20 protein-coding genes and 6 pseudogenes are annotated in these 26316 nt (G+C 60.5%); 14 read left to right on the forward strand and 12 right to left on the reverse strand.

What is annotated here, in order from left to right; translation table 11 throughout:
* Positions 1-237 precede the first annotated feature (237 nt).
* From M3A49_RS35320 to M3A49_RS35340, 5 genes are all read left to right on the forward strand, one after another.
* Positions 238-933: a hypothetical protein gene (locus M3A49_RS35320; protein ID WP_266233019.1), complete on the forward strand. Its 696-nt coding sequence runs from the start codon at positions 238-240 to the stop codon at positions 931-933.
* Positions 934-1823: 890 nt separating this feature from the next.
* Positions 1824-3134, forward strand: coding sequence for a replication initiation protein (locus M3A49_RS35325; RefSeq protein WP_266233020.1), 1311 nt, complete (start codon positions 1824-1826; stop codon positions 3132-3134).
* A gap of 821 nt (positions 3135-3955) precedes the next feature.
* Positions 3956-4633 carry a ParA family protein gene (locus tag M3A49_RS35330; protein ID WP_323183460.1) on the forward strand — a complete coding sequence of 226 codons (678 nt, stop codon included), beginning with the start codon at positions 3956-3958 and terminating at the stop codon, positions 4631-4633.
* A 10-nt stretch (positions 4634-4643) separates the two neighbouring features.
* Positions 4644-5783, forward strand: a complete 1140-nt coding sequence (locus M3A49_RS35335; protein WP_266233021.1) for a ParB/RepB/Spo0J family partition protein — start codon at positions 4644-4646, stop codon at positions 5781-5783.
* A gap of 47 nt (positions 5784-5830) precedes the next feature.
* Complete coding sequence (locus tag M3A49_RS35340; protein ID WP_266233022.1) at positions 5831-6463, forward strand: hypothetical protein; 633 nt, start codon at positions 5831-5833, stop codon at positions 6461-6463.
* A 379-nt stretch (positions 6464-6842) separates the two neighbouring features.
* On the opposite strand, the gene M3A49_RS35345 is transcribed toward M3A49_RS35340, so the two are convergent.
* The 5 genes and pseudogenes from M3A49_RS35345 to M3A49_RS35365 all read right to left on the reverse strand — a co-directional run bounded on the left by M3A49_RS35345 (position 6843) and on the right by M3A49_RS35365 (position 12556).
* Positions 6843-7460, reverse strand: coding sequence for a DNA ligase (locus M3A49_RS35345; protein ID WP_266233023.1), 618 nt, complete (start codon positions 7458-7460; stop codon positions 6843-6845).
* A 531-nt stretch (positions 7461-7991) separates the two neighbouring features.
* Positions 7992-8920, reverse strand: a pseudogene (locus M3A49_RS42805) (hypothetical protein); the annotation flags it as partial.
* A 33-nt stretch (positions 8921-8953) separates the two neighbouring features.
* Entirely contained in the window at positions 8954-9652 is a 699-nt protein-coding gene (locus M3A49_RS35355) for a hypothetical protein (protein WP_266233025.1), read from the reverse strand.
* 111 nt (positions 9653-9763) lie between these two features.
* Positions 9764-11566: a site-specific integrase gene (locus tag M3A49_RS35360; protein ID WP_266233026.1), complete on the reverse strand. Its 1803-nt coding sequence runs from the start codon at positions 11564-11566 to the stop codon at positions 9764-9766.
* 165 nt (positions 11567-11731) lie between these two features.
* Entirely contained in the window at positions 11732-12556 is an 825-nt protein-coding gene (locus M3A49_RS35365; protein WP_266233027.1) for a hypothetical protein, read from the reverse strand.
* Between the two features lie 601 nt (positions 12557-13157).
* Here M3A49_RS35365 and M3A49_RS35370 point away from each other — a divergent pair.
* The 3 genes from M3A49_RS35370 (at position 13158) to M3A49_RS35380 (ending at position 15659) form a co-directional block, all read left to right on the forward strand.
* On the forward strand, positions 13158-13574 hold the full coding sequence (locus M3A49_RS35370; protein WP_266233028.1) for a hypothetical protein: 417 nt from the start codon (positions 13158-13160) through the stop codon (positions 13572-13574).
* A 407-nt stretch (positions 13575-13981) separates the two neighbouring features.
* On the forward strand, positions 13982-14551 hold the full coding sequence (locus tag M3A49_RS35375; RefSeq protein ID WP_266233029.1) for a hypothetical protein: 570 nt from the start codon (positions 13982-13984) through the stop codon (positions 14549-14551).
* A gap of 553 nt (positions 14552-15104) precedes the next feature.
* Positions 15105-15659: a hypothetical protein gene (locus M3A49_RS35380; protein ID WP_266233030.1), complete on the forward strand. Its 555-nt coding sequence runs from the start codon at positions 15105-15107 to the stop codon at positions 15657-15659.
* Between the two features lie 320 nt (positions 15660-15979).
* Here the strand turns inward: M3A49_RS35380 and M3A49_RS35385 are convergent, their stop codons facing one another.
* The gene (locus M3A49_RS35385; protein ID WP_266233031.1) at positions 15980-16228 is read right to left on the reverse strand and encodes a hypothetical protein; all 249 of its coding nucleotides are present in this window, start codon (positions 16226-16228) and stop codon (positions 15980-15982) included.
* Positions 16229-16259: 31 nt separating this feature from the next.
* On the opposite strand from M3A49_RS35385, the gene M3A49_RS35390 reads away from it, so the two are divergent.
* The 3 genes from M3A49_RS35390 to M3A49_RS35400 all read left to right on the forward strand — a co-directional run bounded on the left by M3A49_RS35390 (position 16260) and on the right by M3A49_RS35400 (position 18540).
* Positions 16260-17597, forward strand: coding sequence for an N-acetyltransferase (locus M3A49_RS35390; RefSeq protein ID WP_266233032.1), 1338 nt, complete (start codon positions 16260-16262; stop codon positions 17595-17597).
* Positions 17598-17697: 100 nt separating this feature from the next.
* Positions 17698-18012 (forward strand): hypothetical protein, encoded by a 315-nt coding sequence (locus tag M3A49_RS35395; RefSeq protein ID WP_266233033.1) that lies wholly within the window; start codon positions 17698-17700, stop codon positions 18010-18012.
* 6 nt (positions 18013-18018) lie between these two features.
* Complete coding sequence (locus tag M3A49_RS35400) at positions 18019-18540, forward strand: ATP-binding protein (protein ID WP_266233034.1); 522 nt, start codon at positions 18019-18021, stop codon at positions 18538-18540.
* 113 nt (positions 18541-18653) lie between these two features.
* Here the strand turns inward: M3A49_RS35400 and istB are convergent, their stop codons facing one another.
* The 3 genes and pseudogenes from istB to M3A49_RS35415 all read right to left on the reverse strand — a co-directional run.
* The gene (gene istB, locus M3A49_RS35405; RefSeq protein ID WP_266233035.1) at positions 18654-19442 is read right to left on the reverse strand and encodes an IS21-like element helper ATPase IstB; all 789 of its coding nucleotides are present in this window, start codon (positions 19440-19442) and stop codon (positions 18654-18656) included.
* A 6-nt stretch (positions 19443-19448) separates the two neighbouring features.
* Positions 19449-19640, reverse strand: a pseudogene (locus M3A49_RS35410) (IS21 family transposase); the annotation flags it as partial.
* Between the two features lie 91 nt (positions 19641-19731).
* A pseudogene (locus M3A49_RS35415) lies at positions 19732-20166 on the reverse strand (ATP-binding protein); the annotation flags it as partial.
* Here M3A49_RS35415 and M3A49_RS42810 point away from each other — a divergent pair.
* The 3 genes and pseudogenes from M3A49_RS42810 to M3A49_RS35425 all read left to right on the forward strand — a co-directional run.
* Positions 20139-20324, forward strand: a pseudogene (locus tag M3A49_RS42810) (DUF5372 family protein); the annotation flags it as partial. The pseudogenes M3A49_RS35415 and M3A49_RS42810 overlap by 28 nt on opposite strands.
* Positions 20325-20466: 142 nt before the next feature.
* A complete protein-coding gene (locus M3A49_RS35420) occupies positions 20467-20655 on the forward strand; it encodes a hypothetical protein (protein WP_254357242.1) in 189 nt (62 codons plus the stop codon).
* The gene (locus M3A49_RS35425; RefSeq protein WP_266233036.1) at positions 20648-22720 is read left to right on the forward strand and encodes a recombinase family protein; all 2073 of its coding nucleotides are present in this window, start codon (positions 20648-20650) and stop codon (positions 22718-22720) included. Before M3A49_RS35420 ends, M3A49_RS35425 begins: the two co-directional genes overlap by 8 nt.
* A gap of 31 nt (positions 22721-22751) precedes the next feature.
* Here M3A49_RS35425 and M3A49_RS35430 read toward each other — a convergent pair.
* The 3 genes and pseudogenes from M3A49_RS35430 to istA (M3A49_RS35440) all read right to left on the reverse strand — a co-directional run.
* Positions 22752-23078 (reverse strand): annotated as a pseudogene (locus M3A49_RS35430) (ATP-binding protein); the annotation flags it as partial.
* Between the two features lie 15 nt (positions 23079-23093).
* Positions 23094-24647, reverse strand: a complete 1554-nt coding sequence (istA, locus tag M3A49_RS35435) for an IS21 family transposase (RefSeq protein ID WP_266233037.1) — start codon at positions 24645-24647, stop codon at positions 23094-23096.
* A 283-nt stretch (positions 24648-24930) separates the two neighbouring features.
* Positions 24931-26292: pseudogene (istA, locus tag M3A49_RS35440) on the reverse strand (IS21 family transposase); the annotation flags it as partial.
* Positions 26293-26316: the final 24 nt, after the last annotated feature.

Genomic DNA, 26316 nt, shown 5'->3' on the forward strand with positions numbered 1-26316 from the left:
ATAGAGAATTAGTCTGTATGGTTTATAGACTTTTAACTTAGCTTTATTGCTCTAATTGAATTAATCAGACAACTTTTCTGACCCATTTGAGCATTTGTCTGCGAAGTCAAGTTTTTTATGCAGCCCCGCCTGGCACGTAGCAAGCACATCAACGTGCTCTAACACCCGCTTTTCGCTCCCTTGACAACCTTCGGACACGAATAAACTCAGTCATCGGCCCTTTCAAACGAGAAAACCATGACCGCGATGTTCGATTCCAAACCGGTTCCCAACCGTCTAACCGCGAAGCGGATACATGCAGAATTGCAGGCGCGCGACGTCTCGCATTTCGAACTGGGGCAGTTCTATCGCGCCATGCTGGCACAACAGTTATGGAAGTCTCAGAGAGATATGGCCGATTTTTTGGTGGTATCGAACGCGAATATATCCCGGCTCATTGCGCTGACACGAATACCCGACACGGTCGTAGTTGCGTTGGGAGGTCGGCAGCGCATCACGTTTCGCGTGGGGGAGCTTTTGTTGGAGATGCTGGACAAACTCGGCGAGAAGGAAGTCTCAGCCCGAGCTCGAGAAGCGTCTGCGTTAGGTTATGGGTCTGTGGATGACGTACTCGAATTTCTCGTCAACAACCGCAAACCAGTCCGAACACTTTCGACGGTTCGCGTGCGCTTGGCGCGCGACAAGCAAACACTGCGTGTCGAAATCCCGCAACTCGGGCGATTGCTGCCGCACTTGTCCAAGCTGGAGAGTTTCCTGTCGACGGCACTCCTGATGTTCGAGGCAACGCTTGAGAGCGAAGCAGCCGCCGCGAAGCTGACACGCTACGATCAGTTGCGAGGGGCAATCGACGCGCTGGGCGCGCAGGCTCCGGACATCGAGTCCGCAGGCGGAAATGGCGTTGGTCCGGCCTTGTTCCGAGAACAGTCCAACTGAATTCCCTGGCGAAAGGTGAAGCGTTATGGTTCACGCACCTGTGGTCGATCTGTTGAAGATAGGTCAATGTCTATGGTTATTGAGGGGTTGCCCTGCCGTTTCGGTTGCGTTGCTTCAAACCAGCTTTACTACTCGACACTGGGCGTTTAGTGTTTTTAAGTAAACCACTTTAGAACCTTTGTATACGTTTACGCGCCCGCAAACCCTTTCCTGATAAGGCTCTCAGCCGTCCAAGGTGCATCGCTATGGTTCGATCGGTGAACGTCTATGGGTCTTGAGGTTAAAGGATATGGTTCTGAAGGTGCAAATCTCTGGGTCTAGTGGTCAATGCACATGGTTCTGAGGTCAATCCCTATGGGGCACGCGCGAAAGCACTGAAGGTGAACGTCTATGGTTCCTCGATCAGGTGAACGTCTATGGTTCTTTCGCTGATCGTCTTTTCTCGCGTAAAACGTCAAGATTCAACAATAACTATATGATTAAAAACGGATAACCGTTGGAGAATGGCAATAAGAGTTGGTAGTTCAAGGATTGGTGAACGCCTATGGTTCTCCTCCGCGACTCATCGGGAAAGGCCAAAAGGTGAACGTCTATGGTTCTGTCAATACCCGAAAGCTGCGTACTTTGCGTAGCTTTCTCCGTTTTGGGTGAACGCCTATGGTTCTCTAGGGTGCAGGCGCATACTCGATATGGCCTTGAAACATAAGGATAATTTCTCCGTGACTGCGAAGGTTGGGTTTGGACTCTGATTGGTGAACGTCTATGGTTCGTGGAGACCTCCCGGCGCGCGAGATTGAGGAGTTACGGCGATGGCGCTTCAAGCGCGGTCATCTTGAAGGTGAACAAAGTACAGTGTATTGTTACCTTTTGCCATTTGCTCCGGACCAGCCGTGACAAAGAAAGAGTCGAGCACCGAGCCGACCCAAATTGCCCTCTTCCAGATCCCGGAACTGCCAGAGCCCTTTCGGAAGGCTGTTCCAGCAGTGCACATTGCGCCGCGGGCTGGCCCAATCTCGCTCCAGCAGGCAAAGATGTTCAACGCGCTCATCAAGAATGCGATCGAGCAGAATAAAGATGGTGAACGCGTCTGGTTCGAGTACCCAATAGGTGAACTGATTTCTGACGTCGGACTCAACACCAAGAACCGCGACTACGTTAAGTCGACAATAAATTCCCTGGTGGGTTTCGTAGTCAACTGGGATCACTTGTCCGGAAAGCCGGAGTGGAACGCAAGTGGCCTCGTCGCTGGTGCCAAGCTCTCAGGGTCGCTGCTGCGATATCAGTTCTCGGACAATATCCGCGAGATCCTCATGAACCCCCGGATCTACGCGAGCATCGACATGCGTATTGCGCGGGAGTTCAAGCGCGGCCACTCGTTGACGCTTTGGGAGAACGTCGTTCGGTACGAGGGCGTTGGGCGCACGCCGCGTCTCAACGTAGGAACCTTACGTGATCTGCTGCTCGGCATAGACTGGAAGCAGGGTTCGTATGCCCAGTACAAGACCTTCAAGAGCCGTGTTTTGCTTCCTGCGCTCGAGGAGATCAATAGGATTGCAGATCATCAAGTCGACTTGGAAGAATTCAAGACGGGGAGGACCATTGTTGAGGTCCAATTCACGATTTCGCGAAAGCGGAAGACCGACGTACGCGCGGAAGAAGACCTCGATCTACTGGGCGCCGTGACCAAGTATTCCATTCCGTTGTCGGAGGCGCGGAAGCTTCTAGACGAGAACGGGGCCGACGCTTTGCGCCACGCGGTGAACTATACCGAACAGCGACTCCAAAAGAAGAACTCCCAACCGATCGAAAACGTGGGAGCTTACTTTCGCAAGACCCTGTCCGGCGGATGGCGAGTCGATGAGCCTAAAGGAAGTTCCGCGACGAAGGTCGTTGCAGTCGCGGAAGCGGCAGAGCAGCCCGAAGACCAACTGTTGGCACGATATCAAGCGTACCGTGCCGAAGAAGTTCGCGAGTATTTCAACGAGCTCGATTCAGGCGATCAAACCGGATACCTTGATAAATACAATGCTCAGCAACAGGCTCCGCAGCTGAAGCTACCTAGCAGCAAGAAACCCAAGAAGTCCGCGGAAGCGGCGTTCCTTCACTGGTTGGCCGACGACGTGTGGGGTAAGCCGACCGATAGGGATCTCCTGAATTTCTTGTTGCGTGATGCGAGTGCCGGAAAGGCCGGTCGCAGTTAGCCGCTCCGACGACAATTCGGATTTTGCTCGAGGTTGGTGACGCTCGGCGTCGCTCCCGGCGCACCGTCCGTCGGTATCCTGGCCGCAATGGCCTGAAGTACATCAGCCGGTTCCGGCTTCTCAGCACGCCTTCGCGAAAACTTTGCGCACTTCGGCCGCGAGAGGACGTTCACGGAGTCAGCGCATCCCCCGCAATCACTAGTTGAAATGTCGGCACGACGATGCGTGGGCGGCGCGTGTCGCGAGCCTGCTTGGCGAGGGAAGATGCGTCGCGGCAGACCCCGCCCTGTGCTCCTGTTCAGCTATCGGCGTGAGTTGCCTATTTCATGACGTGAGTCGCCTCCTCGAGGCACGAATTTCCGCAAACATTTCGACGGGGTCACCAACCGTACGGCTTGCTCTTGTTCGCGACCAGTCAGGTATTCGAAGGCGCGAATTCGGAACGCGCTTTGACGTGCGCGTGCGTTGAGGCAGATAACGGTCTTCGCCCCTTCTAGACGTCCAGTGTTTTACGATCCGCCGATCCGCGACAACAACTGACCCTGCACCAAAATATGCGTGTCACCGCGAGCGGGGTTAGTTTGGCTACATTCCCTTTGCACGTGCACAACTTTTTTGATGTACGTTCGCGACACAGACAGCACCAAACAATTCGCAATATTCAGATGTTCTGCTAGGATGCGTTTCACGCGTTGCTTGGTATCGATATACGCGTAGTGGCCAAGTCGATAACTTTGCACGTGCAAAGTTTCCTCCTGCTCCTTCGGCACGACGAGTTGTGCACGTGCAAAGTTGAAACGACTACCTATGGAGGCCAGCCTATGGCGTCGAAAATGAATTCAAATCCGGCGGTGATCATTCTCGTAACCAATCAGAAGGGAGGGAGCGGAAAGACAACAACCGCAATGAACCTCTCCGCTGCTTACCATGAGGACGGGAAGCGGGTTCTTTTGGTTGACTACGATCCGCAAAACACCCTGCTTGGCTGGTATGGGCAGGCAGATGAAGCAAATCCCATCCAGATTCCCTATCTGAACCTCGCCCAGCCGGGCATCGATATCAGCGATGAGCTTGAACAACGGCAGTTCGAGTTCGACTACATAGTGATCGACGGTCGCCCAAACCTCGAGATCAGCATGAGCGCTCTGCTCCTGCTCAGCGATATCGTGCTGGTCCCCCTTCAGGCTTCTTTGGCCGACCTTCATTCGACGCAAGGTATCGTGAAGGAAATTCGCTTGGCTCAGGACGAGCGGCCCGAGTTGAAGTTTGCGCTTGTACTGACGATGGTGTCCGACAAGCGGCTGCAGCTCCAGTTCACGAAGGACGCGATTAAGGAACTTGGATATCCGCTCTGCAAGACGATGGTCGCGCGTCGAGAGCTTCATACACAAGCCTATGCGTTGGGCCAAACTGTGTTCGCCAGCAAGTCGGTCGGATATCGGGCCGCGGCAGACGAAGCTCGCAAACTGGCCGCTGAAGTAGTGAAACTCGTATCGTAAGGAGGATCTGATGGCCTCGAACAAGCTAAAGCAAGCTTTTAATCGTCAACGCACGGTCGAATCAGTCAGCGAACAAACATCGGGTTTGGCGCAGATCCGCGATACGCCTTCCAAGTTTGATCACGCGCGACGGGCACTCTCGCACGCCCCTGGTGCCGCTTTGTCGCAGGCGCCAGCAATCGGGCCGTCGCCGGCACACGAATCGTCTGTACATATCTCCGTCGGTAGCCTGGATACGGCGAGTCCCGAGTATCGCGAATGGTGTATGGCGCATGGATATCGTCCAGGGACAAACATCGAAATCCCGGTCGGGAAACTCAAAGCGTCCCGTTACAACGCTCGGCATTTTTACGTTCCTTCGCAACTTCAGGAGCTGATTGCGAACATTGCGGAGCATAAGCAGCAACAACCGATTCACGTAACGCCGGACTATGAGAATCCGGGTTCGTTCTTTGTTACTGATGGCGGCCGTCGCTGGCGTGCTCTTGAAGCGCTGAAGAGCCCGCATGTCATCGCGCTCGTCTTGGACGTTCCGCTCGGCGTGCAGAGCTATAAGCTTTCGTATGACCTTAACGTTACGAAGCAAGATCAGACGCCGTTCGACGACGCCGTGAAGTGGAAGAGCATGCTGGACGACGGTACGTTCAAGAGCGCCCGGGAGCTTGGCGAGGTTTTGGGCATCGCGGAAGGGGAGATATCGAAGACCCTGTCGCTGGCCGCGCTGCCTGAGAGCCTCCTTGAACTCATGGTTGCCATCCCCGCCGAAGAGATGGGGTTGCGAAAGGCTTACGAGGTAGGTCGATACTGGGAGATTAGTGGGCGGGACAACGCTGCGACGACAAAGCTAATCCAGAATATCGCCAACGGCGATTACGCAATCAAGCGGGTGCAAGCTGTCATCGCTGCGTTGAAAGAATCCTCCGCAGGAAACAAAGCGCACTCTCGGCCTGTCTTCAATCGCCGCGTCGATTTTCGCTTGCCGAACGGCAAGGACGCGGGGAGTCTCAAGACATACGGGGAGGATCGCCTTGATCTGAGGGTTTCTGGTCTTCCGATCGACGTCCGAGACAAGCTGCAGGAGGTGATTCAGGATGCTCTGCAGCGATTTGTTGCGACGAAGCCAGGTGTCGGTAAAGCGGAGGAACAGTGACCGCGGCCGCTGGGGTTGAACCTGTCGCGCGACGTCTCGCGTTCTGTGTGGGCGTGATCGCAACGTGCGCGTCGATTGCGATTTCCTTGCTGGCAGGCCGCGAGCGAGGCGGTACACCCGCAGAACAGTTGGTCTGGATGGTCATCGGGCTTTCGCTGTTGCTCGGCGCTCACCTGATTCCAGCGATCGCACAGGGCGCCAAGCGCAGCGTCCGTCTCGTCGGGGGCCTCTTGTGGCTGGCTGCGATGGCCTCGACTGGCTATACCCACGGCACGTTTTTTCTGTCCGCGCAGCAGCACGCGGGCGATGTTCGGGCAGGGCAGGTGGCCGTCCCGGGAGCGGTCGTCGAAAAATCATCTACGAGCAATGCCATCGCGGCGCTGTTGCGTCAGCAGGCAAAACTGCAGGGCACCTTGAACCAGTCGATGCTTATCAAGTGCGGCGACGATTGCCGGCCAGAAGCGGAGCCGGTTTCGATAACGGAACTCATTGAACCTGGTCATGAGCCAGCCGAGGCGGATGAAGAAACACTGCTGCGGGAGGCCTTGGCGGCTGGCGCGGCGACAAACTCGATCGCTGATATCGTCAGAGTACTAGGCTGCAGTGAAAGTAGGGCGCTCGCGCTGAGGCGTGTCATTGCGACAACGAGCCCTAGACTGCTTATGGTGTGCGGCGCGTAGCCGGGCATTCAAGCCGGTTGTGCACGTGCGCAACCGAGCTTTGTCTCAGCGCTTTTCTGCCTGCGCCCGTCGTCACATTGCCGCGCTCTTCAGCGATTTAGTTGACGAACGCGGCAAACGACGGCCGTGCGATGCTCGCAAACCCCTTCGCGCGAGCAGCTGTAGTCGTACTGTGTGAAGACGGCTGAGCTACTCATGCCCGAATAGGTGAGAGTCTCGCGATCGATCGTGACCGGAACGGCGACAACAGGGCAAGTAAAGGTAAATGGCTTGTTCATAACGTGCGCTCCTTCGCGCTGTGGAAAACCACAGCGTTCCATCACGACCTGTTCTGGAGTGAATGAATCCGAGATATTGTCCAACGGTGACAAAAAATGCGTCAGAAACCTTGACGGCCGTACGCGCTGTCCTTGATCTTGAGCCAGTCCTTCGTGCGACCGGCGCGATAGGGTGACGCGAGGCGCTTGGCGAGCATCCCCTCAAAGCCGTGCCTCCGCACTTCGTCGAACACAGCCTCACCGGCTCCATTGATGCTGCTCGAAAACACCAGCGTCGGGGTGTCATCGAACGCATCGCGTAAGTGCACCTTGCGCTCCAGCATCGGCAGCGCGCGCAGGTCGCGCCGGCCGCCGATCATCATGTCGAAGAGGAAAAGCCGCGCGGGGTTCTTGCGGGCTGCCACAATCACGTTTTTCGGGAGCTTCAGCCGTGCGCGCTCCTGAAGCAGCCGGAAGGCTTCGACGCCGCGGCCGGCGCCCGTAGCCAGCTCCCCATCCCATACGAAGTCGCCGGGCATGGCGGCGACCGCTGCTGCCACCTCGGGAAACGAGAGGTTGAACGACTTGCCCTGGCGGCTGACCAGCTCAACCTGCGCGCCGCACTTGCGCACCAGGCACCGGAACCCGTCGTATTTCCATTCGAAAAGCCAGCCCGGGTCCGAGAACGGCCGGGGATGCCGGGATGCATGCATCAACTCATCGGCGCCGAAGGCAATCATGGGACGTCCCTCAGGGAAATGGTCTCGGCCAGCATACCTGCGTGGCACTGAGGCCTGCCGGATGCCGCGCAGGTACCAGCTTTCCGCACCCCTATGACTCAGCCCGGGCGGTCAACCAGAAAAAAAGGCCCGCATGCGCGGGCCTCCGTTCTGCAAATGCCGGGTTTACGGGAACTGTGCTAATCTAGGCGCGACGAAATATCGGTCGCACCGGGATGCACGGTTACTCAATGGTTAAGCGCGATCGCGATGCATAGCGCTCCCGCGCACGCATACACCATCCCCAGCATCCAGTACAAGTTTGCAAGACCCATAGGCCCTCCACACGACGGTTTATGGTTCGAAGGGTTCCGCCTCCGTCCGCCAAGATTCGGGCGGTTCCCTTCCCCTCACACACGACGGCGCAAGAAACCTTGCGCCGTTTTCTTTTGGGCGCCACCTTGGCACCCAAAATCCATCGTACCCACTTCAAGACCCGTGTGCCAGGAATCGCCGAAAACTGCGAATCCCTGCCCGCGAATCCGGTGGCGATCAGGCGTGCCCAGCCGGTACGTTCATGGTGGTTCCGATTATAAGACAGCACAAGACCATCCCCGAGCACGTGTAAAACACGGCGCTCGCGCCGTCGTGCCTAGGCCGCCTCCCTACCGCCCCGCCGCCGCGCACGACCCCGCTCGACTGCGTGGTGTTGTACACGGTCGTCTTCACGTATTCCGCAACGACCGGCGGTGCCACCCGGTCATTGCCTTGAACTCGCCAGACGCCTTGTCCTTGTGCGGTCCGGGGCGGCCGCCCGCCGTGCCGCGCCCCTGCAGCTGGCCGCGGCGCAAGGTTCGTGAGACCGGGGGCTGCCACGCCAGCGGAACTGCTGAAGCCCTGGCAGTACACGAACGGCACGGCAGGGCCGGCACGATGACAAGTTTATTCGCGAGCGCGCCGAGCAAAAGCTGACCGATCAGGACAAGACCGATCGCAGCAACGGGCACGGCCTTCATCTTGCCTCGCTTCTCCGCGACGATGATGGCCGGCACCATCATGACGATCGCACGGCGCATGACCAGCAGATAGATCATCCTGTGGGACGCGACCCGCGTCCACGAGCAGGCGCAGCAGCTCCACGTTGTGCAGCACCTTGGGGAACGGGGAACGCACGTGCACGTGCACGCGCTTGCCGGGCGCGTCGGGCACGACCCAGTTCACCACGCCCACCGCGGGAATCGAAAACGCCACTCACCGCGAACAGTCTGCTCATGCCGCCCGATGAAAAGCGATGGCCACGGCGAACGACATGCCGGTCGCGTCGCCCACCATCGCCATGGCCTTGGTGCGGTGCTCCTCGGTGGTCAGGCCGGCGATGAACGCCTACACGGGCGACGGTACCGCGCCTAAGCCCCGGACCACCGCCCGACGATGATCCACACCATGTCGTGCGCGCCCGCCGCGACGAAGCTGCCGAGCGCGATGCACGACTGTCGTGCGGTGCACGCACGCGGTCACACGTTCAGCCAGGTTTCGACCGTGCTTGTCTTGGCGACTTGGGCGGTGGCCAGCACAACGCGCCGTTTGACGTTCACTGTCAACGCGCCGCTCACGGGATCGCGATCCGCAAACTTGAGCTCGTGTTCCCCGTACTGGCGTGACAGCGTTTCGTATACGGCCAACGCATCGCCCACGGTTTTCCAAATATGCTCCTCCGAAACCTTCCGCGGATAGGCGCCCTTGACGTAGTAGTTTTCGAATCTGAATTTGACCCGGATCCCTTTTTTCGCGATGTCTGCTCGCCGGAGAAAATCAGGAATGAGCACCGTCGTGCATTCCTTACAGGGGCTCCATCGGGCCACAAAGACGACCGTGGCACCCGACGGAATCGACGCCACGTTTCCGTAATGTTCGTCCAGCGCACGCATCAACCGCAGTGCGACGTGGTAACCGTCCTCAAGAACGAAATGCTCAAAGTAGGTGAAATCGAGATGGCCGTCTGGTCGCTTGACCGCGACGGCTGCCGCCATCGCGTCCGCAGCGATCTTCGCCTCCTCCGAAACGATATGGAGGACCCCCGTTGCGTTGGCCGTCAGCTGTCCCATGCAGATCGCCTTCAGTAAATGGTTTCGTTTGTGCTTGTGCGTGCCGAGGCGGGCAATTGCGCGCACGGGGCCCACGAGCCCGGCCGACAGGTCGGGGCAGTGCAACAAGGATGGGTCCGCCCGGCCGCCGATAAATTTGTAGGAGGAATGGCGTTCGGACTACGCCCGATTGGGGGAGCGCGTCGTTGTCGGACGTGAAGCTGGCGACGGCGTTCGGTCTCAGGCCTCCCGCTCGTTGGTGCTGCGTTTCCCGAACATCTGGCCCACCTCGCGCATCATGCGTTGCTTTTCGGCCTGGACGTAGATAGACGTGGTCTGCACGGACTGGTGTCCCAGGACTTTCTGAACGACATCGAGGGGAACATCGTTCGCCGCAGCCTGGGTGCCGAAAGTGTGCCGAAAAGCGTGCGGCGACATCCGTTCAAGGCATGCATGCGTCGCAGGTGTCAGACCGTCCAGTTCGGCGAGAAGCCGGCTTCTGAGCCAGTCGACGAGTTCGTTGAGCGTGTCTGCACGGTAGGGTTGTCGCTCGGCGCTGCCATGCTTCGCCTGCGCGGCCCGGGTCTTTGGAATGACAAGCGGCGAGAGGAGGGGGCCGGCGGCCGCGACCGCGTCGAAATCCTCGCCACGATCGAGCCAGTGCGCGCGGATCGCCTCGACCGTCTCGGTGCTGACCGGAACCGTCCGCTCCCGGCTACGCTTGCCGATCACGGTAAGCGCCCACACGTCGGTCCCATCATCGGCCGGGTACGGGCGCAGGGTCTCGCGGCGCGCGCCCGCCGCTTCCTCCCGGCGTAGTCCCGAGTCGCCCAGCAGCAGCATCAGGGCATGGACGATTCGCCATCGCTGATTTTCGGCTGCTGCGCTCTGGCTTCGTACGTGCCGGCGGATGTCCGACCACAGCTGCTCGGGCAGTGCGCGCTCAACCTTGAGCTTCGCTTCCCGCTCGATCGTCACGGGATCCTTGACCATTTTCCAGGGGTTGCCCGCGAGATAACGCGCGTCGACGAGCCAGGTGAAGGCCGCCCGTAGCACCCGCACGGCGTAAGCCTGCGACTCGGGACTGAGACTGTCGCTCGCAAAGGGGCGCCAGCGGCGTGAGGCGCGCGGCGCGCGCGGACCAACGAAAGCCGGGGAGGGCAGCTTCAGGAAATCCTTGAACGCTTCACAGTCGTCGACGAGCAGCGAGCTCAGGGCCTTGCCGCGGATGGTGACCGACCACAGCAGGAAACGCTCGAGCTCCTTGGTATAGACGCGAAGCGTTTTTGGCTGGTCGCGATACAGGTGCAGGTACGCCCGGATGGCCGCGAGATCATTGTGCGCGTGAATATAGGGAAAGGCCGGGCAGCGGTTCAGGCCGCGTGAGCCGTCGAGCGCCTCGCGCACGGCCATGCGCTCGAGCGGCGCGAGCAGCCCGGCCTCACCGCCAACGGCGATGATTTCGGCGTCCGGGGCGACAAGCGGATCGGCCAGCTCGACGTCCGGCTCGACGCGCAGCCCGATCGCGCGTTCGTGCCGGCGCAGCCAGGCGACGATCAGGCGCGCGCGCCCAGGCCCGATGCGAGGCACGGACCGCCACCAGCTGCCCCCGCGCGCGTTGCAATAAGCAACGAGATCGCCAAGCGTGGCGACGCCGCGGCCTTTCAGGTAGCGCGCCACCATCGGGCGGAACCACATGCCGATACCGTGTGCGGCCGCAGGCGTGGCGACCGCGAGCCGGGCGGCTTCCTCGACCATCTTCAGCGACCCGGCGGTCAGACGAGCGCTGCCGTGCTTCTTGATGGAAGCCTTCAGGTGGTCGGCCAGCACCGGCGACCCATGCTCGATTGCCAGATCAACGAGCGTGGCCAGCATGTCACGCAGGTAGCGTTCCATGGCGCCCGGCGTAGCGGCATGCGGATCCTCGTCGGAATCGTAGTAGGTGCGCGCGATGGTCGCCGGGGGCAGACGCTGCACGAACGCGCGCAGGGCGGCGAAGTCCTTTGACGAGAACTGACGTTGCAGGTGCAGCTTTTCAGTCATGGCTTGGGCTCATGAGGCTTGACAATTTATACAACTAACCGCCAGGCGCGCCCGCTCGACGAGAGGCGCCTGGCGGCGCGACGCGAGTTCGGGCAGACCGGGAGGGCCGAGAATCCGCGCGGTCATAGGGGAACGCGCCGGTCAGGGCGCTTCGTCATGCTGGTCTCATAGCGGAACGGGCTCGTAGCGCGGCTCAGCCATCTGTGCGCGCAGCCAGCTATCGTCTTCCAGCGCAGCGGCGAGCCGGGGCGTGACCGATACCCAGTGCACGCCCCGGCACACTTCGCCGCCGTCCCAAGGCCGAAATCGCGCCATCAGGCGCGAACGTGGATCTGGTAAGGGAAGGGCTGCATCGCCGAGGAGGCGGAAGAACTCGCCATCACCGCCCGCGCGGACTATCCGCAGCAGGTAGCCGTTCCAGCGTTGCCTGTTGCTGATCGCGACGTCATGTCCCCGACCGATCGCCTCGAGCACCCGTCGACGCAGCTTGGGTCGTGCTTCGTACACGTTGGTCCGAACCTTTCGCAGGACCGCATCCTTGCCTTGCGTGGCGGCCAGCCACGCGATTGCCGCCGTAGCCCGGTGCATACCGTTTTCGACCATGAACAGGCCGCCGGTCGCCTCCAGCCTCAAAGGAAGATTCGCGTCAACGACAGGCAGGGTCTCTTTGCCGAACTCGGACTCGAAGTAGGACAGGACGTCCTCGCCCCACGTGTGGCCGTGCAGCGCGGCGAGCAGGTCGCGCCAGGTCCTGTCGGGCCATCCGTCGGGAACCCAGTTCTTGTGCCCGACGGCCACGACCGCGCGCAGTGGCACGTCGAGATGCAGCCGGTGAAGTGTCGGGCAGCGAAGAGCGCTTGTCACGGCCACGAGGTTGCGGGCTTCTGCGACGGGCTCATCGAGCGGCACGCCGGCGCCGGCCGCCGCGGTCTTGATCGTGCGCATCACGGCGCTTTCAGGTTTATCGAGGTCGGCTGTCGTGTACGTCATGGTTCGTTTCCCCGAACGAGTGTGGATGATGAGGTATAGCGCGGCGGCAGCGATGCGGATCGAGGCCCAGTTCGTACTCCCGGGAAGGCCTGATTTGGCAGGCATTGAGTCCCCTATCCCCGGATTTTAACCATCAAACGCAACCCTGATAATAACAATTATCAGGGTAGAAGAGGTTCGCAAACATTGTTGAATCGCGGCGGAACGCTTCCCATCCGGCGCCGGCAGGCAGGGCGGGGCAGGGCTCGGTGAGGACCGACGCGCGGCCGCGGATGCCTCCGCTACGAAGGAAGGGAAGTGCAATAGAAAATGGTCTCCCGCATCGCCTTTCTACGCATCTGCCGCAGGCATCACTGTTGGCAGACCGCGCGTCTGCGCGGAGGCCGCCGGTGCGGGGTCTTGGGCCGCACAACGGCGCCCGACTCGCCGCTGCTCTCTACGAGCGGCCAGCGGTAGGCTGACTGACGATTCCCGCGCGAAACCGATGGCTTTTGGCTACGGGAAGAATATTTTAAAAACACTCTACAAATAACGCGCTTCCGACCGATACCTTCTCATGCGCGGACATTCCGACCGCGCGATCACGAAGGAGTGACAAGTCTTGAAGAAAACGCTTATTGCCGTGTCGGCCGTCACGTCGATCCTTGCAGCAGTGCCACCGGTCCAGGCCGCACCCACGACCTGCGTGATCGCAGGCGACTATCAGGGCAAGTACGACGGCCCTGACGATCATGGCATTCTTGCCGTCAGCGTTTCGGCCTCCGACGGCACGCTCGTCGGGAAGGCCCAATCGCAGGTGACGGGCGCCACCTTCGCAGTGGGAGGGGTGGTTAATTCTGACGGCACGCTGACAACAAGCGGCGCGGTATCCAGCGGGGCAAAGTTCAATGGGCGTTTCGTGTCTGGCGTAGCATCGGGACGCTGGAGCCAGTCCGTAGCCTTCAGCGATGGGACGCAGCGCATGCTGACGGGCAATTGGGGCGTGGAGCGCGTGGCGGCAGACGCAGACTGTCAGTGACAGGCGCCGTTGTCGCCTGCCGGAACCTGGCCGTTCAGGTCGAAGCCGGCTGGGTCCGGTTCGTGCCGTTTGACACCGCGGCCGCCTCGCGGGGCTGCGCGAAGCGCGCAGCGATACGCAGTACGCAGGCGTTAGGGGCAGTCGGTGCGAACTTCACGCCTTCACCGTCAGTTTAGTTTTACAGGTGTCGACAAAATGCGTTTGATGTCAAATGACGTTTGGCATCAAAAAATATTGGCATCGAAAGATGGAGCCGATAGAATCGCCAGTGCAGCATAGTTCCCTTTAATCGGCCAAACCATAAGGTTGATGCCATGTCAGAAACGTCGAAAGGCGGAAAGCTCGTCAGTGCACGAGTTCCGCCTCCTCTTCTACAAAGCTACTCAGATCTTTTCGAATCAGTCGGATTGACCGTCCCCGATGGCCTGCGCCTTCAGATTGAGGAGACCGTCGCGGCCCGTAGCTCGCTTGACCTTACGGCCCTGAAAGTCACGTGCGAGTTTGAATGGCTCGAGACGCCGTCCCCGCGCTTCCCGGAGCTTGTCGGTGACCTGCGCGTGTCCGTTGCGTCGATGCCAGGCATCAGCGAGGACGATCTCGCTTGCCTCGTGTTCGCTACGCCTGAGTTCTACACGGATCGGCACGAACGCTTCCGGATCGATTCCTTCCACTACCAGCGTGTCTGCAACGAGCGCATCTGGGTTGAGAGCGCACTAACGAAGCGCAACGTGCTCAGCTTCCGTCTCATCGCAGGGGTTTGGAGGGCGGGGATCTTTTCGTATCCGACGGAGAAGCACCCGTGGGATCGAGAAGCGGCCGAACGCGAAATCCGTGAGGCGGTCGTGTACCGTATCCACAATACTGTCGCGGCCTTTTTGCTGAAGCGCACGCCCGAGAATCGCGTGCTCACGAAAGAAGAGGTCGCGTCGGCGAACGCGATCCTGATGCCGCAGCACCGTGAAAATTCGGCGGCGTGAAGAACTGTTTCGACTGGTTGCCCGCAGTCGTTGATGCGACACTCGTGATGTCGTCATACAAAAAGCGATCTCACACACGATGACCGACCGCTTCGAACTCGTTGCCCTTGGACTGCCTCCCGGTTGCGCGCCTGAAATGCTCCCGCCGCAGGTTGCTCGGTTCATCGGAACCTGCTGGCCTGGAATGAGCAGCAGCCCAGCTGCTGGACCGCGCGCGGCGACTCGCCCTGCGCGGCTGGAGAAGCGAGAGTTCGACCGCGAACGGCGCTACACCCTAGTGTTGGTGGCGGTGGATGTTCGGTCTGAACTTGTGGCACATGTTCGGTGTGTTGTCCGCCGGCGCGGCGCGGCGCGCGAAGGGCGAAGGCGTCGTTGCCGCCGGCGCGGGATACGAGGCAACAGGGACTTTTCTGATAATAGGGACATGACCACACTGGCCTCGAATGTCGGGCGCGGGACAGGAGAGATGGTCGATCGGGTATCGGCGGTGAAGGGTTGACATCGCCTTCACGATGAGAAAATAGGAGCTGACTCAGGGGTATGGGGACGGAGGATGATTCAGTACATAAACGACGCGCTGCTCGACGCGATCTTTCCGCCGGGCGAATCTTCAGAAGGGCAATTGCGCGTTCGCGGTCCCGTTTCGGTTGACGAAGCAGTCGAAGCGAGTGGAATCGACTTTGACGGCGTGCGTCACGTGGTTTTCTTCGCGGATGTCTTAGCCTATTCGGGCAATGATCCTGAACTGGTGCGGGAAACTGCTCATGCATGGAACGGCGGCTTTGTTCCGGCGCCTAATTCTCGCCTGGTGAAATTTCTCCGGGCCGAAGCGGATGCCGAAAGCATGTTCTATCCCGGTGACTGGCCGTTGCCTGATCCGAACATGATCTGGCAGTTCAGCGAGGCCTTGAGTATGGCGCTTTTGGGGCATGCGCTCGCCCATCCGCAAACGTCGCAGTATTTCTACATGCCGCAGACGGGCAAACTGGATGCCCTATATAATAGGTTAGCTAGGAAATTCGAGCGCGGTGAAGCGGGATTGTTCTTTCGCTGCGTGACCCGGCCTGCATCTGACGAAGGAGGTTTTTATGGCTTTGAACGCATCTAGCAAGCTTCGCCCGAAGGTGATAGCCCTGCAGAAGCGGGGCATCGCCCAGATCCTCGAACGCACGGAAGAGGCTGGCGAGAAAGGCGCATTGTCCGGGGTAAAGGCTCGTGAGACGTACCGTGCGACGGTTCGGGTTCGTCCGAAGCGCACGGCCGGGGCGGAGAGTTAGCAGGTTGCTGAAATACCGTTTTGCAGGGTGCTTAGAAGCAGTTTTCAGGGGTGACCTACCCCTTACCGGAGTCGCGCGAGCGGCATGCAGGACTTCCTATGAGGTCGGGAATTTTTTGTGAAGCCCTCCCGGAAGGTATTTCAGCAACCTGTTAGGCCGCTCGCCGCGAGTCATCGCACAACTGAATGACGCCACCCTCGGGTGGCGTTTCCTTTTGTCGCCCGGCGTCGGTGATCCTGGCTGTTGACAACAATACTGAGAGGTCGCCGTGGCTCTGCATCTTCGGATTTTGCTGGACACGAACATCCTGATTCCGCTGGAGGACTCGCTGGTCGTTCTCGAGCCCAATCTGGCGCATGTCGTTCAATTGTGCAATGGGCGGCACCAGCTGGTCTACCATCCGGCTTCGGCGCGCGACATTGAGCGGGACCGTGATCAGGCCCGGCGCGCGCACGCTCGCACGCCTCGATCAATACGTTGAGTTAGCCGAAGGACCACCAGTCCCTGGGAACGACGCGCCTGGGCTTTCGGAAAACGACAAGTGCGACAACGCGATCCTTTTCGCGCTAGAGCGCGAGGCGGCTCACGTACTCGTCACCGAAGACCGGAAGCTGCATGCGAAGGCTGCTGCGCGTGGGCTCGCGAATCGCGTCTATTTCATTCAGACGCTCGAGGACTGGCTCAGCCGTCTCCACGAGCCAGCCGAAGTCGAGCTGCCCGACATTGTGGAGGTCGAGCTGAGCGAGCTCACCCATCAATTGGATGAACCATTCTTTAACAGCCTGCGCGATGGATACGCACCGTTTGATGAATGGTTTCGCAGAAAGGCCCGGGAAGGGCGCCACGCATGGGTGTACCGACATCCCCCAGACAACGAACTTTCGGCGCTGTGCATCTTCGACGTGCAGACGGACGAACCTGTCACGGATGATGGCAGGCGCTTGCCAGGGCGTGCATTAAAACTTTGTACGTTTAAGGTCGGCGAGCGAGTTCGTGGTCGCAAGATCGGCGAACTGTTTCTCAAGATGGCGTTTCGCTATGCGACCGCCAATGCGTGCGAACACATCTTCATCGAGGTGCGCGACGGAGGCGACGTAGAGAGAGGGCATCCCGAGTTGGTGGCATTGCTGACCGACTTCGGATTCGAGCGAATCGGCAATCGCAGCGGTGACTGCGTCTACGTGAAGCGGCACCCCGGAGCGGCACCCGTTGCAGACCCGGCCGCCCGGGGCGCCTTTGAGTACACGCGCCAGTTCTTTCCACACTACCGCGCCGACCTCGAGATCAACAAGTTCATCATTCCGATTGTGCCGCTCTATCATGGGATCCTTTTCCCGGGTCATCCGAACAACGCCGGTCAACGTGCAGACGGCCACGGCGAGCACGTGGGCAACGCGATCAAGCTGGCATATCTCTCCCATTCGCCATCGAGGCAGATCCGACGAGGAGACGTGGTCCTGTTTTACCGCGGGTACGATATGCGCGCGATCACCACGCTCGGGATCGTTGAGCATTTCGAGACGCTTGAGGACGCGGCCGAGATCGCGCGTCTCGTGAGCCGTCGCACGGTCTATACGGACGACCAAATCGAGGAAATGGCAGAGCACCCCGACGGCGTACGGGTCATGCTTTTTCGCACAATCGAACACTTCGAGCGGCCGGTGTCTCGCGCAGATTTGAGAGCGGCTGGCATTCTCGGAAACATTCAATCTACCCGCCATATCGACGATGACACTTTTTCCAGAATCCTCAGAGCCGCAGGGCGGTAGGGCGGCTCTGCTTTCGATCAAGCCACGATTCTGCGACCAGATACTCGCGGGCACCAAGCGCGTGGAGTTTCGACGTAGCTGGCCTCCTGGCGTCGGCGTGATGGTTCTTTATTCATCGTCGCCGGTGCAGCAGCTCGTCGGTGTTGCCTATGTGGACCGCGTCGAAGAGCGGGATACCGAAGGTCTCTGGGCGCTTGCGCAGCAGTACGGTGGAGGCCTGGAGCGCGACGAACTTATCAGCTACTTCCATGGAAAGGTGCAGGCTTATGGCGTGATGATCAGCAGTGTGAAAGTCGCGCGCGAGCCCATCGACCCGAAGGAATTGTTTGCTGATTTCAAACCGCCTCAGTCCTACCAATATCTCTCACCCGAGGAGTTCGCGCGGGTGATGTCTCGCCTATTTCCCGGGGAGTGATCTCGCATGAACGTGTTCGTAGCAGGCATCCACGCAGTCGGTAAATCATATCTTTGCGAACAGGCGGCCTCCGCTGGCGGCTGGCAGCACTCTTCAGCCAGCGCGCTGATCAAGCAGGAGCGCGGTGTTGCCAATTGGTCGGCCGAAAAAAGAGTTGATGATCCTGACAGCAATCAGCGCGCGCTGGTCTCGGCAGTGAATCGAATCAACGGAGAAGGTACTCGTCTGTTGCTCGATGGTCATTTTGTCCTTCGAGGGAAGGATGGGTCGTTTATTGAGCTTCCCGCCGACGTTTTTGAGGCGCTGAATCTATCTTCGGTAGTCCTCATTGAGGCGCCTGTCGCAACGATTGCAGAGCGCCTACGTACTCGCGATGACGTTGCCGTCGATGAAAAGGATATCGAAGCATTTTTGACTCTTGAGAGGAAGCAGGCAGAGAGCGTGTGCACGTCGCTCGGACTGCCGCTCACCATTCTCTGCAGCCCGGACACCGCGGCGTTCGCGAACGTGCTTTCGACACCGGCTTGAAGTCGGAGAGCGGCCGGAGGCGTAGCCGTGTCACGGATCGGCGTAATCGAGCCGGGGATGATCGGCGTAATGAGGCCACGTGGAATGGCCCCGAAACGCGATTTCGAAGGGACTCAAGAATGCGTTTTTTTGCCTGATTTTGCAACTGCGTTTTCGCCGTTTTCGGGCATCGGTTTCGGCTTGCGGAAGCTCTCACCCTCAATGACGACACGGTAGGCTCCATGCCGTAGCCGATCGAGCGTGGCAGCGCCGAGGATGCGGTTGTCGGGGAACGCGTCGCCCCATTCGCTGAAGTCGAGATTCGACGTCAGGATCGTCGCTGCGCGCTCATACCTGGCGGCGATCAGATCGTGGAAGTCTTCGTCGTGAGGTGCACGCAGGGGTTTCAGCGCGAAGTCATCGACGATCAGCACCGGAACGCGCACGAACTGCTGCAACTTGCGTTCATAGAGTTCAGTCGCCCGTGCTGCATGCAGCTTCTTGAGCAATTCGGTTTGCGTGATGAACAGGACATCGCGGCCCTGGCGTGCGGCGCAGTGGCCCAAGGCCTGCGCGAGATGCGACTTGCCGACGCCTGTTTGGCCGACCATCAGCACGCAGACCTTCTCGTCGATATAGCGGCCGGCGGCGAGATCATGGATGTGAGCGCGGTTGAGTTTGGGCACGCGGTCGAAGTCGAAGTTCTCAAGCGTCTTGCCCAGGGAGAAGCCAGCGCGGGCGAGCCGCACGCCGAGCTTCTTCTGCTCTCGCCGCGCGACCTCGTCGTGCAGAAGCGTGGCAAGGAACTCCGTGTAGGCGAGTTGCCCGTCGATGGCTTGACGGTTGCGTTGCTCGAGCGAGTCGAGGATGCCCGAGAGGCGCAACTGCTTGAGGATCGTGTTCAGTTCTGGACTGGGATGCATGGGCGTTCAATGGATCAGAAGGGAATGGAGGTCACGGCCGAAGCGGCCGCCGTTCAGATAGGTGTCGGCAGGCGCCGGCGTCGGCGCTGGTGCGGTGGGCTGGCTGTCCAGCCCCTTGTCGAGGATCGTCTTGACGGTGCGGTACTTGGGGCTGGCGAACACGAGCGCACGCTCGCACGCAGCCTCCAGCTGCGTATTTCGGGGAAGTTGAACGCCCGTTTCGGTGAAGTCGAACAGGCCAGGAGGGAGGTGCTGCGTAGTGCTTAGATTGTACTGCGAGTGTTCGAGATCAGGCTACTTTTTGATCGGGCGCGCTCTTCTTGCGCATCGAATCGCCCTTCAATGCAAGCTTGTGAGCTTGATGGACGAGGCGGTCGAGTATCGCGTCGGCGAGCGTCGGGTCTTGCAGCCAGGCGTGCCAGTGTTCAAGGGGCAGTTGGCTGGTGATGATCGTGGACCGCGTGCCGACGCGATCGTCGAGCACTTCGAGCAGATCGTTGCGCGCGCCCTGATCGACGTCCTGCAGTCCCCAGTCGTCGAGCAACAAGACGTCCATCTTGGCGAGCTGCGCAAGCCGACGCGTGAAGCTGCCGTCGCCGTGGGCGATCTTCAATTCCTCAAACAGCCGGGCGACGCGCACGTACAGCACGGAGAATCCCTGTCGGCAGGCCTGCTGGCCGAAGGCGCAGGCAATCCATGTTTTTCCGGCGCCAGTCGAAGCAGTCACATACTGCCCGTGAACAGCTCGTAGAGCTGGTTCGCATCAACTATCCGTTCCATCCTCGTGCGGGTCAGGAGGTCGAGGTACTTGGCCAATCCAGGCACGGCTCAGAGGACTTCTTTATCGTCCGACAGCCCGACGGCACGAGGACGCATCTTCCACAATGGATGACGCTGCCGACGGCCGGCGACGTTCCCACGCACTTGCCACCGCGGTTGCCATTGCGTTGTTTGCTGGCATTGCGCCGCGAACTCGACTCTGCCTTATCTTCATCGACGACAGCCCTATCACACGGAGGCGTCGATGAAGCCAACCCCGCCACGAGCGCACCCGCTCGTGCAGACCGACCTGTTCGACGCCGTAGCCGCGTCGATGCCACTGGCGAACCTGCAACAGCATCACGACGAACTCGTCGAACTGCTGAGCCAGCTCCTGTGGCAAGTGGCAAGCCAGGCAGACGTTTCGGAACGACCGGAGGATGATGATGAGTAAGATCAGCCCTGATCATTTGGCGCGCGGCGCCTACGTATACGTACGACAGTCCACCGCCGACCAATTGCGCAACAACCCCGAGAGTCGCCGACGGCAATACGCTCTGGCGGATCGGGCGCGCGGACTCGGTTGGACAGAGGTCGTGGTTATCGACGACGATCTCGGCGTGTCCGCCGGAGGCGTCGCACGGCCGGGTTTCGAGCGACTGCTGGCAGCGATCTGCGGCGGACACGTGGGCGCAGTGGTCTCCATCGAAGCGTCGCGTTTGGCGCGCAATGGTCGTGACTGGCACACGCTGCTGGAATTTTGCGCACTAGTGAATAGCGTCATCGTGGACGAGGACGGCGTCTACGATCCGCGCTGCGTCAACGATCGGCTGCTGCTGGGCATGAAGGGCACGATGTCGGAGATGGAGTTATCCTTTCTGCGCCAACGGTCCGTCGAAGCCATCAAGCTCAAGGCTGCGCGAGGTGATCTTCACACGACGGTTGCCATCGGCTACGTGCGCAGCGAGGGAGACCGGATCGAGCCCGACCCCGATCTGCGTATCCGCGAGGCGATCACGACAGTGTTCAGCCGATTGGCCCAGGCTGGGAGCGTGCGCCAGACGCTGCTGTGGTTTCGGCAAGAGCACATGGAACTGCCCGCGGTCGTCTACGAAGAGGGACGGCGCCGCGTGGTCTGGCGGCTGCCGGTCTATAACACGGTGCTCAAGATCCTCACTAATCCCGTCTATGCCGGTGCTTACGCGTTCGGTCGCACCGAAACGCGAGTGCGGATCGAAGCCGGCCGCAAGTGCATCGTGCGCGGCCATCGTCGTCCTCAGGACCATTGGCAGGTCTTGATACAGGACCACCACGAAGGCTATATTGACTGGCATACCTACGAGCACAACCAACGCGTGATCGCCGACAACACCAACATGCGCGGCAATATGGCCCGCGGCGCGCTGCGTCGCGGCGAGGCCTTGCTGGCAGGGTTGCTGCGATGCGCGCACTGCGGGCGCAAGCTGCACGTTGCCTATAGCGGCCGCAACGGGAACACGGCCCGCTACCACTGCAGGGGCGCCGCGATTAACCACGGAATGGAACATGGTTGCATCTCATTCGGCGCTCTACGCGTGGACGAGTCGGTCTCCCGTGAAGTACTGAGCCTGCTACGTCCGCTCGGGGTACAGGCAGCGGTTCGCGCTATTGAACAACGGGCCGACGACGGCCACATAAAGCGGCGACAGCTCGAACTCGCGTTGGAGCAAAGCCGCTTCGAGGCAGCGCGTGCGCAGCGACAGTTCGATGCCGTTGACCCGGGCAATCGACTGGTAGCCGCCGAGCTCGAGCGGCGCTGGAACGAGCGGCTCGCCGAGGTCGCCCGGCGCGAGGCGGGGATCGAGGCATTACAGAGCCACGCTGACTCGAGTCTGACGCCACGGCAGCGTGAAGAACTGATGGCGCTGGGCACGGACTTGCCGCGTGTGTGGTCTCATCCTTCGGCAAGCAACGAAGTGCGCAAGCGCATCTTGCGCTGCGTTCTCAAGGAGATTGTGGCACGCGTGGTCGAGACGCATATTGAACTTGTCATTCATTGGCAGGGCGGCGACCATACCGAATTGAGCGTGATGAAGAACCGCAACGGACAGCACCGCTGGGCCACCGATATCGAGGTCAAGACTCTGATCACGCAACTCGCACGCCAGCTAAATGACGCTTACATCGCCTCGCTGCTGAACCGTCTCGGCCATCGGACTGGCAAGGGGCATACCTGGACAGAGATGCGGGTACGCTCGTTCCGAAGCGACCACCACATTGCGGTCTACCGAAGCGGCGAGCGCGAAACGCGCGGCGAACTGACGCTGGAGCAAGCTGCTGAAGCTCTCGGCACGAGCAAGATGACAGTACTGCGCATGATTAGCGCCGGCACACTAGCGGCCAAACAGGCCTGCAAGGGAGCACCTTGGATCATCAAGGCCGTCGATGTACACCGTCCCGAGGTCTGCGCATTGGTCCCAACCCGTAGCGCGGGTCCGCTACCAGAGGATCCGCAGCAAATTCCCCTTGAACTTCAATAACGTGGCGAGGTGAGCATTATGTCGCGTGCTCGGTTGGCCCCGTCAGGATGAGGTTCTGTGCATTGCGGATCCAGTCACAGCTGGCGAGCGTGGCGACGACACTCTTGTCGAGGCCTCGGCTCTGCCGGTACTCGATGTCCTCAACGCAGGCCTGGGGATTCTTGAGCTTCGCAGACTTGAGCAATCGCTCAAGCCGCCGCGTATCGCGCCAGGCGATTTCACGATCCACGACCATGCCGAAGCGTTCATCGAACGACAGGCTCGTGCTGGCAGTCAGCGCCGCCTGTTCCTCGAACGCGCGAGCCATGCCGTCCAGCTTGAGGGCCTTGAGCTGGGAGAGGGTTTGCTGCATCAACATCGTGACCTCCTGAGGTCAGTGGTAATACTTGGGCCCTCGCACATTCTCGTGCAGGGGCGACTGCCATTCGATGGCCCCGCTTTGTGGCAGCGGCTGCTTGTCGGAGCCAGTTTGCAGGATGGTTCGCACGGACCGCTGGGTCGGCGCGCCAATCACGAGTGCTCGCTGGCACGCCGCTTCCAGTCGCTCCTTGCCGTACTTGCGCGAGAGCGACAGCAGACCCAGGCACGCGCGGTATCCCATTTCCGGATGCGGACGGTTCGTCAGCAAATGCCTGACGATCGCCTCGGCGCTGACGCCGATTGATGCGCCCCAGTTCAGCAACCGGCTCGGGGTCCATTCCATGTGGGCGCGGTAAGCCGCAGGCATATGCTCGGCTACGGTGGTGTACTTCCCCTTGAGCCGACTGCGAGCGTGGGCGGCGACGCGCTTGCCGCCGTGCAGGACTTCCACACCGTAACGCGTTACGCGCGCGTGCACTTCCTGACGCACAAGACTGTGCGGTGCGCTGTAGTAGTGACCGTCGACCTCGATGTGCGCGTCAATGTTGACGCGGCACTTCTGGAAGGTGGCGATTTCGTAGCGACGCGTCGGCAGCGGGCGCAGCGCCGGTTTGTCGAGCCGCTCGAACCACTCGCGTCGAGTGCCATCGAGCTTCTTGAACGGCCGAGTATTCAGATCGTTGATCAGCCCGGCGATCGCCTTATTCAGTTCGACCAGACTGTAGAACCGGTAATTCCGGAGGCGGGCGAGAATCCATCGTTCGACGATCTGTACGCCGACCTCGACCTTCGCCTTATCCTTCGGCTTGCGCGGGCGCGCGGGCAGCATCGCGGTACCGTAATGGCTCACGAAGTCCTGCGTGGTCAGGCCGAGCGTGGGTTCGTAGCGGTCGGCGTTCGAGATCAGTGCCTTCGGGTTGTCGGGCACAAGCAACCTTGGCACGCCGCCATAGAACTCCATCGCGTCAATGAGGCCGCCGATCCAGTCGGGTGTCGCTTCCGAGCGCGTGGCGCACGCATACGTGTAATTCGATGCGCCGAGCACGGCGACGAAGATGTGCGCCTTGAACGCAATGCCGCCGGTGCGATCGAGAATCGGCACCGTTTGCCCGGCGTAGTCGGCGAACAACTTCTCGCCGGCGTAATGTTGCTGGGGCATCGACCGCTTCAACGTCCGGGCCCAGTCCTTGTATCGCTGACAGAACTGCGTGTAGCGCAAGGTCCGCTGGCCAGGATTCGCGGCGACGTACTCTTCCCACAGCAACTGCAACGTCACGCCTTTGCGGCGCAATTCCCGATGGATCCAGGCGCAGTCTGGCTCCATGCGCTTGCCTGCGGCCGTCGTCGGAACGGCGCCATTGACGAGCAACTGCTCCAGCTCTGCCTCGGACAGCGGCTCGATCTTCGCCCAGTCCAGGCCGGCCGAAGCGGCAAGCTGCAAATATTGGGTAATGGTACCGAGCCCGACGCCAAGCGCGCCGCTCACCTGCCGGTGAGACAGATTACAGGTCCATTTCAGGCGAAGCACATCTTTTATTTTGCGCATGGTCGTCCGGTGAGCCGGCATCGTCGGGTTCTCCCAAAAGGAGCCACCTTAACCGCCGGCCGATTGAGCCATCCGCAGTACCGCCAACCGAAAGCGCGCCTTTCGTTTCGGTCCACCGAACACGTATTTCGGCGGAGTGAACAGCCGTTTCGGCGGGCTGAACACCGATTTCGGGAAGATGAACACGCGTTTCGGAGCGCCGAACACCGATTCCGGAATTCCCCGGAACCGTTCGACTTCAAGCGAAACGGCTGTTCACCTTCCTCCGGAAACCCTGTTCGACTTCAACCGAAATCCGTGTTCAGCTTCGCCGAAATACGCACTCCAGCCGTTGATCGCCGACCTTCTCGCGAAGCCTCACGACGCCCTGCGCGCCGCGCAGGTTGATGAGCACCTTGTCGTTGAACATCGCGAGAACGAGCGCGTGGCAGGCTGGTCCGATATCCTTTGCCCGCGCCAGGCACCACTGGGGATCGTGTTCGAGCCACGCTTGCGCTTCAGGCGGCTGGTGGTCACGTACCGTGTGGCGATCGCCGGGCTTGCGCAGGCGCGGATGCGTCGCGACGAGCTCATGGCGGTGGAACACCTGCACGACCGTGTCGGTCGCCTTCAGCCACAGCTGCTTGCCGACGAGCGTGAACGGCACCGAATACAGCGCCTTCCTGTAGACGACGTGCCCGTTGGTATGCACCTTGACCTCGCACCATACGGCCAGCACTGGCGGCACATCGGGCAGTCTGGCGAGCAGCGGCTTCTCGATGGCGAAACGTGCAAGCGGCTGCTCGCGCGTCGTGCCGTGCTCGCGCGTGCCGGCCTGCTGCATCACCCAGTCGCGCAATTGACGGTTGGCGTCGGCGAGATCGCGGAATTCGCGCAGCGGCACGAAGGATCGTTTGATGTATTTGACTCCGGCCTCAACGACGCCCTTCTTCGCAGGATCGTGTGGGGGGCAGGCGTCGATCCGGAAGCCATACCCCTCGGCCAGCGCGGCGTAGGAGCGCTGTACCTCGGGGTCGTACATGCACGCCTTTGTGATCGCGCACTTGGCGTTGTCGATGATCACGCGTTCGACGCGGCCACCGAACCATTCGAAGGCGCGCCGGTGGCAGGCCAGCCATGTCTCGACCGTTTGATCCAGCACGAGCTCTGCATACTGGTGCCGCGACCAGCACAGGGTCATGACGAAGAACCATGTCTTGAGCGGAGCCCCGGACTCATGCATGAGCACCGGACCGGCACCGAAGTCGACCTGTGCGGCCTCGGCTGGTGCGAACTCCAGGATCGTCGTCGCTCTCGCGCCGCGCTCGGCCTTCAGGTGCAGCAGGAAGCGCCGCACTGCCGAATAGCTGCCCGTATAGCCGTGGTTGCGCTGAAGCGCGTTGAAGATCGTCGTGCCCTGCGCGTCGGCGTTAAACCAGCCACGCACCAGATCGCGAAACGGTTCAATCGTGGAGACGCAGCTACGCGGCAGCTTCGGATTACGTCCGAAGATCGCTGCCAGTTCGGCGTCGTCCGGCAAGGGCCGACCGGGATCGAGCCAGCCCCGAGCGAGCGCGACCTGCCTGACGGTCTTCAGCTTCCCACGCCCCATCAGGCGTGCGCTGGCAATGTCGCGGTCGGAATCGCCCTGACGCATGCGCGCCAGAACCTGTCGATACTCAAACACTTCGAACCTTAGGTAAAGATTGAC

The organism is Paraburkholderia sp. CNPSo 3076, assembly GCF_026343935.1.
Classification (GTDB): domain Bacteria; phylum Pseudomonadota; class Gammaproteobacteria; order Burkholderiales; family Burkholderiaceae; genus Paraburkholderia; species Paraburkholderia nodosa.

Excerpts from the sequence above, each read along its gene's own strand:
- M3A49_RS35320 (WP_266233019.1), top strand. The coding sequence starts at position 238 with ATGACCGCGATGTTCGATTCCAAACCGGTTCCCAACCGTCTAACCGCG.
- M3A49_RS35330 (WP_323183460.1), top strand. The coding sequence starts at position 3,956 with ATGGCGTCGAAAATGAATTCAAATCCGGCGGTGATCATTCTCGTAACC.
- M3A49_RS35335 (WP_266233021.1), top strand. The coding sequence starts at position 4,644 with ATGGCCTCGAACAAGCTAAAGCAAGCTTTTAATCGTCAACGCACGGTC.
- M3A49_RS35345 (WP_266233023.1), bottom strand. The coding sequence starts at position 7,460 with ATGATTGCCTTCGGCGCCGATGAGTTGATGCATGCATCCCGGCATCCC.
- M3A49_RS35360 (WP_266233026.1), bottom strand. The coding sequence starts at position 11,566 with ATGACTGAAAAGCTGCACCTGCAACGTCAGTTCTCGTCAAAGGACTTC.
- M3A49_RS35365 (WP_266233027.1), bottom strand. The coding sequence starts at position 12,556 with ATGACGTACACGACAGCCGACCTCGATAAACCTGAAAGCGCCGTGATG.
- M3A49_RS35380 (WP_266233030.1), top strand. The coding sequence starts at position 15,105 with ATGATTCAGTACATAAACGACGCGCTGCTCGACGCGATCTTTCCGCCG.
- M3A49_RS35385 (WP_266233031.1), bottom strand. The coding sequence starts at position 16,228 with ATGGTAGACCAGCTGGTGCCGCCCATTGCACAATTGAACGACATGCGC.
- M3A49_RS35395 (WP_266233033.1), top strand. The coding sequence starts at position 17,698 with ATGGTTCTTTATTCATCGTCGCCGGTGCAGCAGCTCGTCGGTGTTGCC.
- M3A49_RS35400 (WP_266233034.1), top strand. The coding sequence starts at position 18,019 with ATGAACGTGTTCGTAGCAGGCATCCACGCAGTCGGTAAATCATATCTT.
- istB (WP_266233035.1), bottom strand. The coding sequence starts at position 19,442 with ATGCATCCCAGTCCAGAACTGAACACGATCCTCAAGCAGTTGCGCCTC.
- M3A49_RS35420 (WP_254357242.1), top strand. The coding sequence starts at position 20,467 with ATGAAGCCAACCCCGCCACGAGCGCACCCGCTCGTGCAGACCGACCTG.
- M3A49_RS35425 (WP_266233036.1), top strand. The coding sequence starts at position 20,648 with ATGAGTAAGATCAGCCCTGATCATTTGGCGCGCGGCGCCTACGTATAC.
- istA (WP_266233037.1), bottom strand. The coding sequence starts at position 24,647 with ATGCCGGCTCACCGGACGACCATGCGCAAAATAAAAGATGTGCTTCGC.